Source organism: Streptomyces sp. NBC_01237, from assembly GCF_035917275.1.
GTDB lineage: Bacteria > Actinomycetota > Actinomycetes > Streptomycetales > Streptomycetaceae > Streptomyces.
Genome location: NZ_CP108508.1, coordinates 6,500,195 through 6,518,935 on the forward strand (window position 1 = coordinate 6,500,195; position 18,741 = coordinate 6,518,935).

The window sequence follows — 18,741 nt, forward strand, 5'->3', positions numbered from 1 at the left end:
GACAGCCGTCAGCGGGTCAGCCGCACCTGCTGATAGCGCACGAGCTTCCAGTTGTTGAGCCCGTCGCCCCAGGTCTGCCAGCCGCGCAGACCGAGCGAGCGGTACTTGTCCCGCTGTACACCGTCGTTCTTGTTGACCGTGAGCGTGAGCGAGAACGACGGGTCGGCGGGCGACAGCGGAGCGATCCGCTTCCACGGCACCGCGACGAGATAGGTCGTCGTCCCGGCCGCCGCGTCGCGGGACACCCGTACGTCCGCGCCGTCCACGGCGCCCACCGGGTAGTCCTTCGGCAGGGACTCGACGAAGACCCCCGGGCCCTCCCGCGTGGTGTCACCGGCGTAGAGCATGTACCAGTCGGCACCCCAGCGACCCAGCCCGTCGCCGGGCTTTCCGGGCTGTACGCCGATGCCGATGCTGTCCCCGGCGGGCAGCCAGGCCACCTTCTCCGGGGCCCGGTAGTCCTTCTCCCGGACCACGGCGGACACATAGAGGTTCTTGTCGTCCCAGGTCGCCCACATGTCGCCGTCGGCGGCGGAGGCGTCGATCCCCTTGTACGAGCCGACCTCGGACAGGTCCACCTTCGGGACGCCCCGCAGACCGGTGAGCTCTCCGCCCACCAGGCGCGGGGTGGCCCGGGTGACCGGGCTGAAGCCGAAGGAGTCGCTGTCGCGGGCGGTCCGCCCGTCCGCGAGCCGCGCCGTCACCGCCACCGGCTGTACGGCGTACGCGGACGCCCCGTCTACCTCCGTACGGAAGGTGCGGCTGCCGAGCGGCGGGACGCGGTGCCTGTCGCTTCCGCCGCCCGCGCTTCCGGTGCTCCTGTTTCCGCCGCTTCCGGCCTCCGCGCTGCCGCTTCCCGCGCCTTCGATCCGTCCGCTGCGGTCGCCGAAGGACCAGTCGATACCGGTCACCGTGACCGGCCTGTCCGGCGAGTGGTTGGTGACGGTCACCGCGAGCCGGTCGGTGCGGCTGCCGTGCGCCACCGACATGTCCGGCGACACATCGACCGTCACCGGCTCCGCCACCACCTCGGTCCCGGCCGCGAGCGCTCCGGCCCGCTTCCCGTCCACGGTCACGGATGCCGCAAGGACGCGGCTGCCGGGTGTCGCTCCGGCCGGGACCTTCAGCACGGCACTCGCGCGGCGGCCGGGGGCCGCTGTGACGGTGACCCGCTCGCCCTCGACCTCGAAGACGGCGGTGCGCCGGGCCGACGTGCTGCCGTGGCCGCCCGCCGCACGGTTGTCGACGGTCGCGGTCACCGGAACGTCGGTGCCCGCCACGATGTCGCGTGGCGTGGACAGTGACAGCAACGGCGACTTCTCGATCCTGCTCACCGGGGCCCGCAGATAGAGGGGATCGCCGGTGGCCGTCAGATGGACCCAGCCGCCGACCGGCTCCAGCACCCGCTCGCCGCCGAGCATGTCCACCACCGTGACCGGCTTCGTGGCCCGTATCCGGACCGGTTCGCCGGTGCGGTCGCTGCTCCACAGCACCGTGGTCGTCGAGCCCGCGCCGGGCGAGCCGGGAGCGGAGGCGAAGCGGTACGCGTGCGGGCCGGCGTCGCCGGTGCGCAGCCGCCCGGTGAACGTCGCCCCGGTGAGCTCACGGGCGGCGGTCGCGTAGGCGAGGTAGGCGGGCTTCGGATTGAGCCCGGTGGCCTCGGGCCCGCTGCGGCGCAGCAGGCCGAAGTTTTGCTCCCCGTTGCTGGGCCCGTTGCCGTCGTTGATCAGGTCGTACCAGTAGTAGCGGGCGACGCCCGCGGCCTTGGCCTCCAGCAGGGCGCGGGCGGTGGCCTGCGCCTGGGTCTGCTCGCTGACGCCGATGCCGTCCCGGTCGGCCGAGGTCCAGCCCTGCTCGGTGATCCAGACCGGGAGCTCCTTGCCGTCGTTGTACTGGCGCATCAGCCGCTTCAGGCCCGCGACGTCGAGTCCGACGCCCTCGGGCGCACCGGGTGCGCGGTAGGGGTGGACGGACACCGCGTCCATGTGTTTCAGCGCGCCGAGGCTGAACAGCTCCTCGAACCAGTCCAGCGGCACCTTGAAGGACGAGGCGCCGACCAGGGTGATCTTCGGGTCGGCGGCCTTGACGGCCGGGTACGCGGCGGCGAGCAGCTTGGCGTAGCACTTCGCGCTCTGCGAGCACACTCCGCTGGAGAAGCCGCCGTAGTACTCGTTCCAGACCTCCAGCGACTCGATGCGGCCCCCGGCCTGCTCGGCGACCTTCCCGGAGTACCTGCCGAACGCTTCGTACGCCTCGGGGGTGCTGGGGATGCCGCCGTAGTCGCCGTTGCCCAGGCCCAGCAGCATCAGACCGTTCTGGCCGCGTGTGCCGAAGTCCGCGGTGACGCGCTCGGTGGCCGCGGGCCACTGGTACGTGCCCTTGGGCCGTTCGATGGAGCCCCAGTAGGCGGAGTCGACCCGCAGGGCGTCGATGCCGGCCCGGGCCGCGAGCGCGGTGGAGTCGTCCCAGGCGTCGTCCGGGGCGGAGCGGTGGTGGTGGTTGACGCCGAAGAAGGAGTCGGTGGTCCGCCTCGGGTCAGGGCCGGGGTGCTGCACGGCGAAGCCCGCGGTACGGGAGACGGGGGCGCCGTCGGCCGCGCTGCCCCGCAGGGTCAACGTGTAGTAGCCGAGCGGAAGTTCACCGACGTCCACCGAACCCCTGCCGGTGGTGGGGTCGATGGCGGCCCTGCCGCCGCCCACGGTGCGGCCCCGGTAGTCGCGGACGCTCCAGGGGACGGTGCGGTCGCGGGTGGCGAGGACCCCGAAGGTGGCCTTCTCGCCCGGGTCGAAGAGATTGCCCGGGGTGGTCACCTCGACCTGGACGTCGTCGGTGTCGACGAGGGAGGGGGTGAGGGCGTAGCGGGCGAAGCAGACCGGTCTGCCGCTGGAGCCCATGTCCTGCGCCCAGGTGGCGATGCGCATGTCACGGCCGTGCTGGCCGCCGGTGAACGCCCCGTCCGGGAGGTAGAAGTGCGCGGTCTTCCAGACGTTGGTGCCGGTGGTGTTGATGATCCGCGAGGTGCGCCAGGGGTTCGAGACGGCGTCGTAGACCAGCGCGAACTTGGCGTCCGGGCCGTCGAAGTACTCGATGTCGACGCCCGCGAAGTTCTTGCCGTCGTGCTTCAGACCGGTGTCCAGGGTGACGTTGAGGTACTGGTTGGGGCGGCCCGGCCCGATCTCCCAGCAGTCCCGGTCGCCGTAGGTCCTGACGTTGGCGCTCGGCTCGTCGCTGCCGGGGGAGGCGTCGACGGTGGCGCGGCCGGTCTCCAGCGCGCGCCCGAACACGGCCGTGGCCGAGTCGGAGGCGGCGCCGCCCGTGCCCGTGGCGAAGGCGGGGCCGGAGCCGGGGGCGAGGAGGCCGAGGAGCAGGGGCAGCGTCACCGCCATCGCCGTCCCCATCAGCCGACGCCGCGGTCTCTGCCGTTGCCGTTGCCGTGGTCGAAGTCGCATGGCGGGAACTCCCTGATCGTCGCGCACGGGGCCGCTGCGCACGGTCGCCGAGGGGGCGCCGAACCGCACTCCGGGGTTTGCGCAAGCGGTTGCTCATCGCGGCACAGACTGATCCGGGTGCCTGTCGCTGTCAAGGGTCTGCGCGGCAATCGGCGTCTCCGCACAAGCAGTTGCGCAGGTCGGTAGGCTGCTGCCATGTCGGAACGGAGCAGTGTCACGTTGAGCGATGTCGCGGCGGTCGCCGGAGTGTCGCTCTCGACCGCGTCGAGGGCGCTGAACGGCGGCGGGCGGATCTCCGCGGCGACCCGCGCCCGTATCGCGGAGGTCGCCCGCCGCCTGGACTTCCGCCCCAATGCGCTGGCCCAGTCGTTCGCGCTGGGGCGCAGCCGCACGATCGGCATCCTCGCGTACAACGCGCGGGGCGCGTTCACCGAACCCGTGCTGGTCGGGGCGGTGGCGCACCTGGGCGGCCGGGAGCAGGCCTGCCTGCTCTACGACACCGGCTTCGACCCGGACGCGATGGCCGGGAGCGTGCGCAGGCTGCTGGCCCGCCGGGTCGACGGCCTGCTGGTCCTGGGCGACGGGTTCCAGTCCCAACTGCGTTCCGTCACGGGTGACTTCACCGTTCCGGTGGTGTACGCGCACGGCCTCACGGACCGTGCGGCCGACTCCTGCTACGTACCGGACGGCGAGATGGCGGGGCGGCTGGCCGGTGAGCATCTGCTGTCCCTCGGCAGGCGGCGCATCGCGCACATCACCGCCGAGCACCACGACGCCGCGGCGGCCGGACGGGAACGGGGTCTGCTCACCACGCTGGCCGAGGCGGGGCTGCCCGCCGCGGGCGACACGCTCCGGGGCGACTGGAGCCGGGCCTCGGGGGCTGCGGCCTGCCGTCGGCTGATCGAATCCGGCACCCCGTTCGATGCCGTCTTCTGCGGCAACGACCAGATCGCGCTCGGCGTGGAGTCCGTTCTGCTGGAGGCCGGCAGGCGTGTCCCGGACGATGTCGCGCTGGTCGGGGTGGACAACTGGGAGACGGTGATCAGCGGCCAGGGCACACGGCACCTGACCACCGTCGACACCGGGCTGGCCGGTCTGGGTGCCGCCGCGGCGGCCCAGGTGGCCGACGGGCGCGACGACCCCGGGCCGCATGCCCACCCGTGCGAGCTGGTGGTCGGCGCGACGACGGGCGGAGGCAGACCGGGGGACTGACCCCGGCGGGGGCCCGCGGTGGCTCCGAGCGATGGGGGCCCAGCGGGGGCCGAGCGGCGACGTCCGTGGTCGGGGGGTGAACGGCGAGGTCGGTGAGCGAGGGCCGAACGGCGGGCCCGGAGGTGCGGGGGCCGAACGGCGAGAGCCGTGGCCGGGGCCGAACGGCGGGTTTTGGAGGTGGCCCCCGTACGCCGCCGGACGGCCCCGTTCCCCTCGGTCTGGAGGGGTGCGGGGCCGCCCGTGCGGGTGCGTGTGCGGAGGATCAGGCGGCGGCCTTGATCGCGGAGATGTCGAAGTTCAGCTTGACCTTGTCGGCCACCATCACGCCGCCGGTCTCCAGAGCCGCGTTCCAGGTCAGGCCCCAGTCGGAGCGGAGGATGTCCGCGCTGCCCTCGAAGCCGACGCGCTCGTTGCCGTAGACGTCCGTGGCGGAGCCGTTGAACTCCAGGTCGATGGCGAGCGGGCGCGTGACGTCCTTGATGGTGAGGTCACCGGTCACCCGGTACTTGTCGCCGCCCAGCTGCGCCGCCCCCGTGGAGCGGAACGTCATGAGGGGGAACTTCTCGGCGTCGAAGAAGTCGCCGCTGACCAGGTGTCCGTCGCGGTCGGCGATGCCGGTGTTGACGCTGGCGATCCTCACGTCGATCGAGGCGGCGGAGTTCGAGGGGTCGGCACCGTCCAGCTTCAGGGCGCCCTCGTGCTCCACGAAGGTGCCGCGCACGTTGGTGACCATGGCGTGACGCACGGTGAAGCCGATGCTGCTGTGGGCCGGGTCGATCGTGTAGTCGCCGGTCAGGGCGGCCAGTGCAGGGTCAACAGCGGGGGTCTCGGTGGTGGACGGGGCGGTGGTGGACTTGCGGTTGAACAGAGCCATGGCTCCTCCTCGGGGGACGTGATCGAGCGGCGGTGAAAGATGTCGGCGGTGTTGTTTAACCTTCAACGAGATTGACTGTAGAGGAATCTAGTTCAAAGTTCAACCTTTGTGGTCCCTGCCGGGACGGGGCCCCGTTCGGGCGGCCCGTGCGTCGCGATGTTCACCGCATGGCAACACGCCGCCCTCTGGCGGACGCGCGTAGAGCTCAGGCACTATCTCCCTGCCGGTCCGCGTTTTCCGCGCGGCCGTGCACCCCACAAATTGTCATGAGCAGGAGGAATCCCCCCATGGTGAACCAGGCGACCCGCCCGAGACTCCGTTCCGCCCTCACCGCCCTGGCCCTCGTCCTCGGCGCACTCTTCGCCCCCGGCATCGGCGCCCTCGGCGGCGGCGCCACCGAGGCGCACGCCGACACCAAGCTGACCCACTCCCAGGCGACCTCGCGCTTCTCCTCGTCCGGGGTCACCTGGTCGTCCTCGGGCGGCTGCTCCGACCGGAACGTCGCCACATGTACGTCGTTCGACCAGCTGAACCAGGCGACCGCGCAGGGTGCCCAGACGCTGAAGAGCGCCACGGGCTGCGCGCTCAACATCACCGGCGGCACCGAGACCGGACACGCCGGCGGTACGTACTCCCACTGGAACGGCTACAAGCTCGACTTCGCCAAGAGCAGCTGCGTCACCAACTACGTCACGAGCGTCTTCACCTACATCGGTGTGCGCGGTGACGGTGCGCCCCAGTACCAGTCCGGCTCCGGCAACATCTACGCGGACGAGGGCAACCACTGGGACGTGACGTTCCACAACTGCGGCGGCTGCTGACCGCGGACCGGCGGGAACGGCCGGCCGGGCATCCCCACAACGGCTGGCCGCTGACCGTCCGGGAACGGCCGGCCGCGGACCGGCGGGCCCGCCGGTCGCTTCCCCGCGAACAGACGAGTGCCCCCGTCCCGCCGGACGGGGGCACCCGCGTCTGTGGAGGCGGAACGCCTCGTCAGGGGATCGGGTCGACCGTGGGGCCCTCCTGTGCGAGCAGGTCGCGGGCGAACTGCTCCCACTGCGCGTACCGGTCGGGATACGCGGAACGCTGCACCGCCTGGCACACGTCGCCGGGAGCCATGGACTCCCAGCCGCTGATCTGGATCAGTCCGGGGTTGTTGCCGAACGGGGCCACCCCGTAGAAGGACTTGGACGACGTGGCGACATCCGTGATCTGCTCCGGAGTGCCCCAGCCGGTGCTGGGCCGCTGCTGGAAGATGCCCAGCGAGTCATGGTCGACGGGAACCGTGTAGTTGACGAACTTCGATTCCTGCATGGCCGTCATCAGGGCGATGACCTGACCCTGTTCCGGTATCTGCGCGCCCTTTCCGACGCCGATGACCGTGCGGGCGTTGGCGAGCTCTTCGGGGCCGAGGTCGGACGGTGCGGTGAAGACCGTACGCAATTCACTGTCCGGAGCCGCGTCGAGCAGTCGGGCGGTGGCGGCGTCCACGGAACCGGTGGGGCGGAGTCCGTGGTTCGCCTGGAAGGCGCGCAGGCCGTGGGGTGCGGGGTCGGGGGCGGATGCCGCGTGGGCGGTGGCCGGCAGGGAGAGCAGAATTCCGGCTGCGGCCAGACATACGAGCATGCGGTGGGGGGTTGAGTTCTTTCGCATACCGCACGGTGTCGCGTATCCGAATCCAAAGTCAAGACTGTTGCATAAAAGGGAAGTTGGCAAAATCGGCGGCTCATTGCCCGCCGGGAGTTCTTTCAGCGGTCGGACCAATGGCAGGGAAAATGCGCCGGTGAACACCACCTTTCGCGCGGGGGGACGGGCACCTACGCTCCGAAAGGTCCGGCGGCCGTGCCGAGTTGGCCCCACGCAGACCCGGCCGCAGCGAGCCCCCTCTCCACAGGAGCTGTCCCATGCACGGATCCCCCCACTCCCTGACGCGCCGCTCGCTCCTGCGGGCCGGTACGGGCGTCGCCCTCGCCGCGGCGGGCGTCGCCGCGGGCGGCACGGCGGCGGGCGCCGCCGAGGGCGGCCCGAAGCTGATCACCGGCGGGAAGGTGCGCAACCTCACCGGCCCGGTGGCGACCGGCCGCTTCGCGGCTCCCTGGACCGACCTGGGCATCCCCGCCCGCTGCCCCGACGGCTCCATGCTCTTCGTCGGGGGCGACACCTTCGACGGCGGCGGTGTGGGCGGCCCCGACTGGCGGTCACCGGTGGGCCTGCGGTCCCGCAACGCCTCCCCCGGGTCCCTCGTCATCGACGACAGCGTGGGAGGCGCCCACGCCGTGGGCCTGGTCCCCGAGGGGCACGACGGCGGTACCACCGCCATTCCCTCCGATGTGTTCACCATCGGCGACACGATGTACATGCACCTCATGCGCGGAGTGATCTACCGGACGCACCACTCCGACTTCTGGCGCTCCCGGGACAACGGGGAGACCTGGGAATACCTCTGCCAATGGGCGGGGGACCAGTACAACGGGCAGTTCCAGCAGAAGACCTACGCCGTGGCGGACGACGGCTACTGCTATGTCCTGTCCACGGTGTTCAACCGGGACGTGACGTCGGACCTGCTGCTCCACCGGGTTCCGCAGGACGCCCTCGGAAATCCCGCGGCATACGAGCCCTGGGGATACGCGGACGGGGTCTGGGCCTGGGGCAACTATCCGACCTCGGTCAGCGGGCCGCGCCGCTGGGGCGAGATCTGCTTCCGCGCCATGGACGGAAAATACGCACTCAGCTGGCTCAATATGGCTCCGCTCGACCTACGCGCCCAGATTTTCGCGCTGCCCACGTCCAATCTGTTCGCCACACCGGAACAGACCATCATCGTCCCGACCGTGCCGGGACTGGAATTCGGCAATGCGGTGGCGAGCCCGTACGGCGGGTTCATCATCCCGGGATCGACCTTCGCGGACTTCCATATCGCCGTCAGCCAGTGGTACGACGACCAGAACTACCGGGTGATGCAGTACCGCATCAACGGGCTGAGCGGATAGGGCCGCCTGTGAACCGGGCCGGCCGGTGACGCACGGAGGTGCCCCCGCCCCGCAGGGCGGGGGCACCCGCGCACCCCGGTGGGTCAGGGTCAGGAACCCACGCTCACCGTGAAGCGGCGCGGGTTGCCGTCGTGGGCCGCGCCCGAGACGTCCGGCTGGCCGTCGGGGCGCACGTCGTCGTACGGGAAGGCGTAGCCGATCGGGCTGTTGGCGTGGACGACCCGCGACCAGTGGTTGGTCACCGCGCCCCGGTAGTAGTCCGCCACCGTGGTGCCGTTCGGCTGCTGCGGGTGGCTGAGCATGATCGAGCGGTTGAAGCCCGCCGCCAGCCGCGCCAGGAGCGCCTTCTTGTCGTCGGAGTCGCCCGGGTTGTTGGTGAACGGCCCGTGGTTGCAGGTGAAGATGTCCTTCGACACCGGCTTGACGAAGGTGTGGCCGCCCGCGAAGGTCAGCGTGTCACCGCTGACCCGCCCGGCGAGTGTGCCCCGTCCGCCCTGGAGATCGATGCGCAGGTCGGTGGAGCGGTACTTGTTCCAGACCTCGTCGATCTGCGCCGTGAACAGGTCCCGGAACGGCATCTGGTCCGGCCGGTCGAAGAACGGGGCCATCAGGTTCTGCGGCGAGATGACCCGCAGGACACTGCCGTCCGATCCCCGGGTGACCAGCTTGTCCCAGGGCTGCCCGTCCGCGGCCGCCTGGGCCGTCAGGCCGTCGGCGATCCGCTGCACGGCGCCGTCCGGGAGCGGGGCGACGGTGTGCGTGGAGTCGCCCTCCAGCGTCAGCCCGATCGGCAGCGCGGTCACCAGGTCGACGTAACTGATGTTCGCGAACAGCTGCTGCGGGTTGAAGGTGAACTCGCAGAACGACCAGGTCCGCCCGTAGTTCGGGTCCGTGGGTGTCGCGAAGGCCGGTTCCACCAGGGAGGGGCCGGGGTTCAGATAGAAGTCCAGCTTGCCGTCGCGTACGAAGTAGACGCGGGCCCCGTACATCTGGGGAAGCGTCAGGACGACCGGTCCGGTGCCCGCGCCCTTCAGCGGAATGGCGCAGTCGACCGGCAGCGGGGTCTGCGGCGCGCCGGGGGAGTCCGGGTGGTAGACGCTGCCGTCCGCGCGCAGCAGCACCCAGCGGTCGGTGCCCTGCTCGTGGCCGGTGACATAGGCATGCACCGTGCCCGGCAACGAGCGGTTCTCCAGGGCCAGTTCACAGGTCGCGGGGGCGGCGGAGGCGCGGGGGCTCAGGGCGCTTCCCCAGAGCGGGTAGGTCAGCGCCGTGGCCGAGGCGGCGGCGCCCGTCAGGAACATTCTGCGCGAGATCACGAGGGGACTCCCGAGGTGTGTGTGGGGGCCGCAGACGGGGATCGCGGGGGTGGTGGGGGGAATGCCGGGACAGTGGGGCGTCTGCGGTGCGCACCACTCTCGCGACGCCCGGGGTGGGCGTCAATACTTGTGACTGAGAGCGCTCTCAGAAATTCTGGGTCTTCACCACTCGACGCTGATTCACGGCACTTGGCGGGCTCCGTCCGGAAGCGGACGGGAGCTGACCGACGGGACGGCGGAGTCCGTGATCACCAAATGAACGCGCCACCGGGTCCGGCCCGTGCGCTCCCGACTTGGACTAACGCACGGCGGTTGTTGGACTGCGACGGCCCTTGAAGGCGTACGTCGTTGACGCTGTCCCGACACGGCGACTACTCAGGGGCCATGTCGCGAAGATTCACTTCGGCCGGCGCCGTCGCCGCCGCCTCAGCAGCCGTCCTGGCGCTCGTGGGGACCAGCCTCCCCGCCGCAGCCGCCGACCCGCTCCCCGCCGCAGCCGAGGCGGCCGACCCCAGCGGCTCCGCCGTCATCGGATCCGCGCAGCTCTCCGTCGCCGTCGCCGACGACTTCCCGCGCGTCCTGTCGTACACCGACCGGGCCAGTGGGAAGCGGCTCCTCGGCAGCACCCGGCCGGTCGCCGCCGTCACCCTCAACGGCACCGCCCACCCGGTCGCCCTCAAGGGCGCACCCGAGGTCACCGCCTCCAGCGCCCGCTACACCCTCACCTTCACCGACCTGCCGGGCATCGAGATCGACGCCACGCTCTCCGTCTCCGGACGCGCCACCACCTTCCAGGTGACCGCCGTCCGCGACACCGCGGCGTTCCGGGTCGGCACCATCGACATACCCGGGCACGACCTGGTCTCCGTCGGCTCCGCGGACACCGGCGCGGCGACCGCCTTCACCAAGCTCGACCCGGACTCGACGCGGACCGCCGACGTCTTCGGGAAGGTCACCGCGGACACGGCGGCCGACCCCGCACCCGTCGGCGCCAGTTACGCGATCGTCCACACCGGCGCCCTCGCCGCGGCCGTCGAGTCCAACTCCTCCTACGACAAGCCCGCGGGCGCCACCGGTGGCGACGACGCCCGCTTCTGGCACCAGGCCCGCAAAGCCGAGGACGGCGGCGTCCGGGTCGGCGTCTGGTCCGGCCAGTGGACCTACCGGGGCGAGGGCGCGCCGAAGCCCGAGAGCGGGGCGGACCTCCCCTGGGCGAAGGTCGTCGTCACGCCCGACGCCAACGGGGACAGGACCGTCGACTGGCAGGACGGTGCCATCGCCTTCCGCGGCATCGGCATCGCCGCACCCGGTGGCGAGGACACCCCGGACCGGGTCATCACCCACATCCCGTTCAACTTCGCCAGCCAGGCCACCCACCCCTTCCTGCGCACCCTGGACGACGTCAAGCGGATCTCGCAGGCCACCGACGGCCTCGGCCAGCTCGCCCTCCTCAAGGGCTACGGCTCCGAGGGGCACGACTCCGCCCACCCCGACTACGGCGGCAACTACAACAAGCGCGCCGGCGGGCTGAAGGACCTCAACGCGCTGCTCAAGAACGGCAGGAAGTGGGGCGCCACCTTCGGCGTCCACGTCAACGCCACCGAGTCGTACCCCGAGGCGAAGGCCTTCGACGAGAAGCTGGTCGACAAGTCCAAGCCCGGCTGGAACTGGCTCAACCAGAGCTACTACATCGACCAGCGCCGCGACATCAACAGCGGCGACCTGGCCCGGCGCTTCCAGCAGCTGCGCGACGAGACCGACAAGAACCTCAGCCTGCTCTACATCGACGTCTACTACTCCCACGGCTGGATCGCCGACAAGACGCTCCAGGCCGTGCGGCGGCAGGGCTGGAACGTCGGCACCGAGTGGGCCGACAAGTTCGAGCGCGGCTCCCTGTGGTCGCACTGGGCGAACGACCTGAACTACGGCGGGGCCACCAACAAGGGCCTCAACTCGCAGATCATCCGGTTCATCCGCAACGGCGAGAAGGACATCTGGAACAACGACCCGGTCCTCGGGCAGAGCGCCATCGAGGAGTTCGAGGGCTGGACGGGCGAGACCGACTGGAACGCCTTCTACGCCAACATCTGGCAGCGGAACCTGCCCGCGAAGTACCTCCAGCAGGAGCGGATCACCCGCTGGGCCGGCAACGACATCACCTTCACCGGTGGGGTGCGGGGCACGGTCGAGGACGGGAAGCGCACCTTCTACGACCACGGCCGCAAGGTCCTCAGCGGCAGTGACTACCTCCTGCCGTGGGACGGCGGGAAGAAGCTGTACCACTACAACAAGGCCGGTGGCAGCAGTAGTTGGGAGGTGCCCGGCAAGGGTGCGTACACCGTTTACAAGCTCACCGACAACGGCCGCGAGAAGGTCACGACCGTCCGCCCCACGGACGGGAGGATCACGCTGAAGGCCGCCGCAGGGCAGCCGTACGTCCTCTACCCCGACCACGCCCCGAAGGCCGCCGACCCCCGCTGGGGCGAGGGCACCCCGGTCGCCGACCCCGGCTTCAACGACAACGGGCTCGACGCCTGGACCCGTACCGGCACCGCCACCCGCGACACCGACGACCAGGGCCGCAACAGCGTCGAGCTCTCGGGCTCACCGGCCGCCTCGGTCTCCCAGCGCGTCACCGGCCTCAAGCCCGGCAAGCGCTACACCGCCTCGGCCCTCATCGAGGTGGAGCCCGGCGGGAGCAGGCACACCACCCTCTCGGCGGGCGGGAAGTCCGTCGCCGTGGACCGCTCCACCGCGAAGGACCAGGTCGCCGCCTCCGACTGGAACGGCACGTACTTCCAGCGGGCCAAGGTCAACTTCACCGCCCCCGCGAACGGCCGCACCACACTGCGCGTCGGAGCGGCCGGGGGCAGTACCGTCACGGTCCGCGCCGATGACGTACGCCTGGTCGAGAACGCGCCCACGACCAGGAAGAACACGGTCGTGTACGAGGACTTCGAGGACGTCGACCAGGGCTGGGGACCCTTCCTCAAGGGTGACGCGGGCGGCAGCACCGACCCCCGCACCAGCGTCTCCCAGCTGCACGCCCCGTACACGCAGGCAGGCTGGAACGGAAAGCGCGTCGATGACGTCCTGGGCGGCAAGGAGTCGCTGAAGGCCCACGAGGAGAACACCGGCCTCGTCTACCGCACGGCCCCCTGGACCGTGCCCATGACCGACGGCCGCCGCTACCGGGTCGAGTACGACTACCAGTCCAGCCACGCCGGGGCCTACGAGTGGGTCGACGGCTACGACCGGATCACCGCCGACGGCACCCCCGCCGCCACCGGGACCCGGACCACCCCCATCGGTGAGCAGCGCACCACCGGCCACTTCACCGAGACGCTCACCGCGGGCTGCGGTGACACCTGGACCGGGCTGCGCAAGCGCGGGGACGCCCCCGAGGGTGCCGACTTCGTCCTCGACGGCTTCACCGTCACCGACCTCGGCCCGGCCCCGGCCGGTGAGGAGGCCGTCTGCGCCACCCTCGACGTCGCCGCCGACGCCGAGACCCTGGTGCCCGGCGAGGCCAACACGGTGAAGGCGTCCTTCAGCAACTTCGAGACCACGGCCGCGACCGGCGTCGAGGTGGCCCTCACCGTGCCCGAGGGCTGGACCGCACAGCCCGCGGGCGCCGTCACGTTCGACTCGGTCGCGCCGGGCGCGAAGGTCACCGGCACCTGGCGGGTCACCCCGCCGCTGGACGCCGAGTACCGGACGTACCAGCTGGGTTCGCAGGCCGCGTACACGGTCGGCGGTACGGCGCGGAAGCTGGGCGCGCGGACGTCCGTGCGGACCCTGCCGCCGCCGCCCACCTCGGACAGCTGGGCCAGTGACCTGGACTGGACGGCCTCCGAGAACGGCTGGGGACCGGTCGAGCGCGACCTCTCCAACGGTGAGACGGGGACCGGCGACGGCTCCCCGCTGAAGATCGGCGGGGTCACCTACGCCAAGGGCATCGGCACCCACGCCCCGGCGAAGGTCCGCTACTACCTGGGCGGGAAGTGCACCTCTCTCACCGCCGAGGTGGGCGTGGACGATGTGCAGACCTCGCGCGGCAGCGTGCGGTTCTCCGTCACCGCGGACGGCACCGGCAAGGTGACCTCGCCGGTGCTCAGGGCGACCGACGCCGCCTGGCCGCTCACCGCCGATGTGACCGGCGCGCGTTATGTCGAGCTGGTCGTCGACGACGGCGGCGACGGCAACGGCAACGACCACGCCGACTGGGGCAACGCCCGCTTCCACTGCGGGAGCTGAGAGGGGGGGGGCGCGGCCGGCACCCGGCCGCGCCCCCTCGGCCTCCGCTCCCGCTCTTTCGTCCCGACCGGGCCCGTGCTAGACCGGCGGGCGCCCGGTCCACACCGTTCGGAGCCCCGGCCGGCCGCCCGGACCAGGTCGCACGACCGGGTCCGGGCCGGTGTCCGGGCCCCCCGCCCCCGGAGGTTCACCCGTGCCGCTCATGTCCGACGCCGCCTGGTCGCGCCGCGCCTTCCTGGCCACCGGCAGTGCCACCGCCCTCGGCCTCTCCCTGCCGGGTCCGGCCCACGCCGCCGGCCCCTCACCGGCCCCCGACGACGCGGAGTTCGACACCCTCCGCCTGCGCTGGACCGGCCTCGCCCTCGGCACCGGCTACGACGCGGCGGTCGAGCCCTACGCCTCCCGCCTCGCCGCGACCGGCGCGTCCGCCGCCGGATTCCGTACGACCATGAGCCCGGCCCCGCACTCCCTCTGGCCCGGTCTGACCTTCGACCCGCCGTCCGGCATCACCCAGAGCTACAGCCGCCTGTGGACCATGACCCGGGCGTACGCCCAGCCGGGTACCGGACACACCGGGGACGCCGGGCTCCTCGCCGATGTCCTGCGCGGCCTCGACCACCTCGGCACGACGGTCTACAACCCGTCCACCACCCGCTACGGGAACTGGTGGGAGTGGCAGACCGGCAGCCCCCGCCTCCTCATGGACATCGTCGCCGTCCTCCACGACCACCTCACCGAGGAGCAGCGGCAGGCCGCCTGCGCGGCCGTCGACCACTTCATCCCCGACGCCATGCTCCGCGACTACAGCGGCACCTCCACCGGCGCCAACCGGGTCGACCTCTGCCGCTCCGTCGCCCTGCGCGGCATCCTCGGCCGGCAGGCGGCCAAGACCGCGCTGGCCCGCGACGCCCTCTCGCCGGTCTTCCCGTACGTGACGAAGGGCGACGGGCTCTACGCCGACGGCTCCTTCGTCCAGCACACCTGGGTCGCCTACTCGGGGACGTACGGACAGGTCATGCTCGACGGCCTCGGCCGGCTGTTCGCGCTGCTCGCCGGGTCCACCTGGGCGGTCACCGATCCGGGCCGGCAGACCATCCTGGACAGCGTCGAGCACGCCTACGCGCCCTTGATCCTCAACGGCCTGGCGATGGACAGTGTCAACGGCCGCGCCATCAGCCGGGGCCTGCTCAAGGGCGACGAGCGCCAGGTGCTGCGGGGCGACCACTTCCACGGGCAGGGCCTGATCGCGGCCATCGCCCTGCTCGCGGGCGGGGCGTCCGCCGCCGAGCGCGACCGCTGGAACGGGATGATCAAGGGCTGGATCGAGCGGGACACCACCTCCCCGATCCTCACCGCCCCGCAGTTCGACATCGGCGACCTCGCCCGGCTGCACGCCGCCGCGGCGGCCCCCGTCCCCGCCGCCCCGGAGCCCGTCGGCCACACCCTGTTCGCGGCCATGGACCGGGCCGTCCACCGCCGCCCCGGCTGGGCCGCCAACATCGCCATGTCCTCGGAGCGCATCAGCTCCTACGAGTGCGGCAACGGCGAGAACCCGCGCGCCTGGCACACCGGGGCGGGGATGCTCTACTGGTGGCCGGGGGCCGAGCGCGGCGACCAGTACACCGACTGGTTCTGGCCAACCGTGGACTGGTACCGCCTGCCCGGCATCACCGTCTCCACCAAGCGCCTCGCCGACCGGGCGGGCGGCGAATGGGGCGAGCCCCGGCCCGCCGTGCGGTGGACCGGCGGCGCCCACGACGGGGAGTTCGCCGCGGTGGGACAGCACATCAAGGGCCTCGGCTCCACCCTGGAGGCCCGCAAGTCCTGGTTCTGCGCCGCCGACGCGATCATCTGCCTCGGCGCGGGGATCACCGCCACCGACGGGGTGCCCGTCGAGACCGTGGTGGACAACCGCAACCTCGGCCCGGACGGCGACGCCCACCCCTTCACGCTCGACGGCCGGGACCGCCCGCGCTGGGCCCACCTGGAAGGACACGGCGGCTGGGTGCTGCCCGGCGGCGCCGCCCTGCGCACGCTGCGCGAGGCCAGGACCGGTGCCTGGGCCGACATCAACACCACCAGCTCCACCGCCCGCGAGACCCGCCACTGGCAGACGCTCTGGCTCGACCACGGCACCGACCCGGTGGGCGCCGACTACGTCTATCTGCTGATGCCGGGCGCCGACCGGCGCACGGTGGCGGCCAGGGGAGCGGACCGGGGCTGGTTGAAGGTTCTCGCCAACACGGCCGCGGCGCAGGCCGTCGCCGTCCGCTCGCTGGGCCTGACCGCCGCGAACTTCTGGCAGCCCGGCGCGGCGGGGCCGCTTTCCGCCACGGGCCCGGCGAGCGTCCTTGTCAGGCAGGGGCGGCACTCCACTACGCTCTGTGTCAGCGGACCCGACCGGTCGGGTGCCCCGGTGGACGTGGTCTGGGACCGCCCGGTGCGTACGGTGGTCCGTACCGATCCGGGGATCGAGGTCCGCGCGACGGGCAACCGGCTCGTGCTGCGCGCCTCGCCGGGTACCGAAGGCGCCGCACTGCGCTGCGAGGTGCGCTGACCAGCCCTGTCGTGTGCTGTACACCACACCACTCCGCTTTGTAGGGGATTCACAAAGCGGAGTGGTGCTGGGCTGGTGGTTCGGCTGCATGGGGCACGGGTTCTGTCCACTCCCACCACCAAACGGGGCAGGAGACTGTCCGGAGTCGACGGCAGGGTTTCTGGGTCGGGGTTCGTAGGGTCGGTACATGACCGTTGTGGAGGAAACCCCGGGTGACCCGACCGACACCCGTGGCCGGGTGGCCGAGCTGCTGGCCCTGCGTGAGCAGGCGAGGCGCGGACCGAGCGACCGTGCCACCGAGGCGCAGCACGCGAAGGGCAAGCTGACGGCGCGTGAGCGTATCGGGCTGCTGCTGGACCCGGATTCGTTCAAGGAGGTCGAGCAGCTGCGTCGCCACCGGGCGACGGGGTTCGGCCTGGAGGCGAAGAAGCCCTATACGGACGGCGTGATCACGGGGTGGGGCACGGTCGAGGGCCGGACGGTCTTCGTGTACGCGCATGATTTCCGGATCTTCGGCGGGGCGCTGGGCGAGGCTCATGCGACGAAGATCCACAAGATCATGGACATGGCGATCTCGGCGGGTGCGCCGCTGGTGTCGCTGAACGACGGTGCGGGTGCGCGTATCCAGGAGGGCGTCTCGGCGCTGGCCGGGTACGGGGGGATCTTCCAGCGGAACACGCGGGCGTCGGGGGTGATCCCGCAGATCAGTGTGATGCTCGGTCCGTGTGCGGGCGGTGCGGCCTACAGTCCGGCGCTGACGGACTTCGTGTTCATGGTGCGTGAGACGTCGCAGATGTTCATCACGGGTCCGGACGTGGTGAAGGCGGTGACGGGCGAGGAGATCTCGCAGAACGGTCTGGGCGGTGCGGATGTGCACGCCGAGACGTCGGGCGTGGCGCATTTCGCGTACGACGACGAGGAGACCTGTATCGCGGAGGTGCGGTATCTGATCGGGATGCTGCCCTCGAACAACCGGGAGAACCCGCCGACGGTGGCGAGCGACGACCCGGCCGACCGGCGCGGTGACGTCCTGCTGGACCTGGTCCCCGCCGACGGCAACCGCCCGTACGACATGCACAAGGTCATCGAGGAGCTCGTCGACGACGGCGACTACCTGGAGATCCACGAACGCTGGGCCCGCAACATCATCTGCGCGATGGCCCGCATGGACGGTGCCGTGGTCGGCATCGTGGCCAACCAGCCGCAGGCGCTGGCCGGAGTCCTGGACATCGAGGCGTCCGAGAAGGCCGCACGATTCGTCCAGATGTGTGATGCATTCAACATCCCCATCATCACTCTTTTGGACGTACCCGGCTTCCTGCCCGGTGTCGATCAGGAGCACGGTGGGATCATCCGGCACGGCGCGAAGCTGCTGTACGCGTACTGCAACGCCACCGTGCCGAGGATCTCGCTGATCCTGCGCAAGGCCTACGGAGGCGCCTACATCGTCATGGACAGCCAGTCCATCGGCGCGGACCTCACCTATGCCTGGCCCACCAACGAGATCGCGGTGATGGGCGCCGAAGGTGCCGCCAACGTCATCTTCCGACGCCAGATCGCGGAGGCCGAGGACCCGGAGGCCATGCGGGCGCGCATGGTCAAGGAGTACAAGGCCGAACTGATGCACCCCTACTACGCGGCGGAGCGCGGCCTCGTCGATGACGTCATCGACCCCGCCGAGACCCGCGAGGTGCTGATCGCCTCGCTCGCGATGCTCCGCAACAAGCACGCCGACCTGCCGTCCCGTAAGCACGGCAACCCGCCGCAGTAGCCGCGGCCCGCGGCGGTGACCCCGCCGGAGCCCGCGACACCCTGCCGAGAAGACGGAGACACACCTATGAGCCCCACTCCTGCCGAGTCAGTGCTGCGCGTCGAGAAGGGTCACGCCGACCCCGAGGAGCTCGCGGCCATCACCGCCGTTCTGCTCGCCCGCGCGGCGTCCCAGCCCGCCGCCCCCGCCCACCGCGGCCGTGACACGGCCGGATGGCGCCGTCTGGAGCGCACTCCCGGCTTCCGCGCCCCGCACAGCTGGCAGGGCTGATAACGGCCGCTGAGGGCGGCCGGCGGGACCGGCCACCGGCAGCGG

Annotated in this window: 11 protein-coding genes; 7 read left to right on the plus strand and 4 right to left on the minus strand. The window is 71.4% G+C overall.

All coding sequences use genetic code 11. The features are described from left to right. Positions 1-8: 8 nt before the first annotated feature. Positions 9-3,449, minus strand: a complete 3,441-nt coding sequence (locus OG251_RS29035; protein WP_326679886.1) for a glycosyl hydrolase — start codon at positions 3,447-3,449, stop codon at positions 9-11. Between the two features lie 195 nt (positions 3,450-3,644). Here OG251_RS29035 and OG251_RS29040 point away from each other — a divergent pair, with 195 nt between their 5' ends. Beyond that, positions 3,645-4,661, plus strand: coding sequence for a LacI family DNA-binding transcriptional regulator (locus tag OG251_RS29040; protein WP_326679887.1), 1,017 nt, complete (start codon positions 3,645-3,647; stop codon positions 4,659-4,661). A 262-nt stretch (positions 4,662-4,923) separates the two neighbouring features. Here OG251_RS29040 and OG251_RS29045 read toward each other — a convergent pair whose 3' ends face one another. Then, positions 4,924-5,535 carry a YceI family protein gene (locus OG251_RS29045; protein WP_326679888.1) on the minus strand — a complete coding sequence of 204 codons (612 nt, stop codon included), beginning with the start codon at positions 5,533-5,535 and terminating at the stop codon, positions 4,924-4,926. 287 nt (positions 5,536-5,822) lie between these two features. On the opposite strand from OG251_RS29045, the gene OG251_RS29050 reads away from it, so the two are divergent. Then, a complete protein-coding gene (locus tag OG251_RS29050) occupies positions 5,823-6,356 on the plus strand; it encodes a hypothetical protein (protein ID WP_326679889.1) in 534 nt (177 codons plus the stop codon). 172 nt (positions 6,357-6,528) lie between these two features. Here OG251_RS29050 and OG251_RS29055 read toward each other — a convergent pair whose 3' ends face one another. Beyond that, positions 6,529-7,188: a peptidoglycan-binding domain-containing protein gene (locus OG251_RS29055; protein ID WP_326679890.1), complete on the minus strand. Its 660-nt coding sequence runs from the start codon at positions 7,186-7,188 to the stop codon at positions 6,529-6,531. Between the two features lie 251 nt (positions 7,189-7,439). On the opposite strand from OG251_RS29055, the gene OG251_RS29060 reads away from it, so the two are divergent. Next, the gene (locus OG251_RS29060) at positions 7,440-8,525 is read left to right on the plus strand and encodes a DUF4185 domain-containing protein (protein ID WP_326679891.1); all 1,086 of its coding nucleotides are present in this window, start codon (positions 7,440-7,442) and stop codon (positions 8,523-8,525) included. A gap of 89 nt (positions 8,526-8,614) precedes the next feature. On the opposite strand, the gene OG251_RS29065 is transcribed toward OG251_RS29060, so the two are convergent. Then, on the minus strand, positions 8,615-9,826 hold the full coding sequence (locus OG251_RS29065; RefSeq protein WP_326681454.1) for a glycoside hydrolase family 64 protein: 1,212 nt from the start codon (positions 9,824-9,826) through the stop codon (positions 8,615-8,617). A 399-nt stretch (positions 9,827-10,225) separates the two neighbouring features. Between OG251_RS29065 and OG251_RS29070 the strand changes: the two genes are divergently transcribed. From OG251_RS29070 to OG251_RS29085, 4 genes are all read left to right on the plus strand, one after another. Next, on the plus strand, positions 10,226-14,098 hold the full coding sequence (locus tag OG251_RS29070) for an endo-alpha-N-acetylgalactosaminidase family protein (protein WP_326679892.1): 3,873 nt from the start codon (positions 10,226-10,228) through the stop codon (positions 14,096-14,098). 202 nt (positions 14,099-14,300) lie between these two features. Next, positions 14,301-16,655, plus strand: coding sequence for a polysaccharide lyase 8 family protein (locus OG251_RS29075; RefSeq protein WP_326681455.1), 2,355 nt, complete (start codon positions 14,301-14,303; stop codon positions 16,653-16,655). Positions 16,656-16,842: 187 nt separating this feature from the next. Next, positions 16,843-18,426: an acyl-CoA carboxylase subunit beta gene (locus OG251_RS29080; RefSeq protein WP_266802477.1), complete on the plus strand. Its 1,584-nt coding sequence runs from the start codon at positions 16,843-16,845 to the stop codon at positions 18,424-18,426. A gap of 66 nt (positions 18,427-18,492) precedes the next feature. Continuing rightward, entirely contained in the window at positions 18,493-18,696 is a 204-nt protein-coding gene (locus OG251_RS29085; RefSeq protein ID WP_073726956.1) for an acyl-CoA carboxylase subunit epsilon, read from the plus strand. Positions 18,697-18,741: the final 45 nt, after the last annotated feature.

Excerpts from the sequence above, each read along its gene's own strand:
- OG251_RS29045 (WP_326679888.1), bottom strand. The coding sequence starts at position 5,535 with ATGGCTCTGTTCAACCGCAAGTCCACCACCGCCCCGTCCACCACCGAG.
- OG251_RS29085 (WP_073726956.1), top strand. The coding sequence starts at position 18,493 with ATGAGCCCCACTCCTGCCGAGTCAGTGCTGCGCGTCGAGAAGGGTCAC.
- OG251_RS29070 (WP_326679892.1), top strand. The coding sequence starts at position 10,226 with ATGTCGCGAAGATTCACTTCGGCCGGCGCCGTCGCCGCCGCCTCAGCA.
- OG251_RS29055 (WP_326679890.1), bottom strand. The coding sequence starts at position 7,188 with ATGCGAAAGAACTCAACCCCCCACCGCATGCTCGTATGTCTGGCCGCA.
- OG251_RS29065 (WP_326681454.1), bottom strand. The coding sequence starts at position 9,826 with ATGTTCCTGACGGGCGCCGCCGCCTCGGCCACGGCGCTGACCTACCCG.
- OG251_RS29035 (WP_326679886.1), bottom strand. The coding sequence starts at position 3,449 with ATGCGACTTCGACCACGGCAACGGCAACGGCAGAGACCGCGGCGTCGG.
- OG251_RS29080 (WP_266802477.1), top strand. The coding sequence starts at position 16,843 with ATGACCGTTGTGGAGGAAACCCCGGGTGACCCGACCGACACCCGTGGC.
- OG251_RS29060 (WP_326679891.1), top strand. The coding sequence starts at position 7,440 with ATGCACGGATCCCCCCACTCCCTGACGCGCCGCTCGCTCCTGCGGGCC.
- OG251_RS29040 (WP_326679887.1), top strand. The coding sequence starts at position 3,645 with ATGTCGGAACGGAGCAGTGTCACGTTGAGCGATGTCGCGGCGGTCGCC.
- OG251_RS29075 (WP_326681455.1), top strand. The coding sequence starts at position 14,301 with ATGTCCGACGCCGCCTGGTCGCGCCGCGCCTTCCTGGCCACCGGCAGT.
- OG251_RS29050 (WP_326679889.1), top strand. The coding sequence starts at position 5,823 with ATGGTGAACCAGGCGACCCGCCCGAGACTCCGTTCCGCCCTCACCGCC.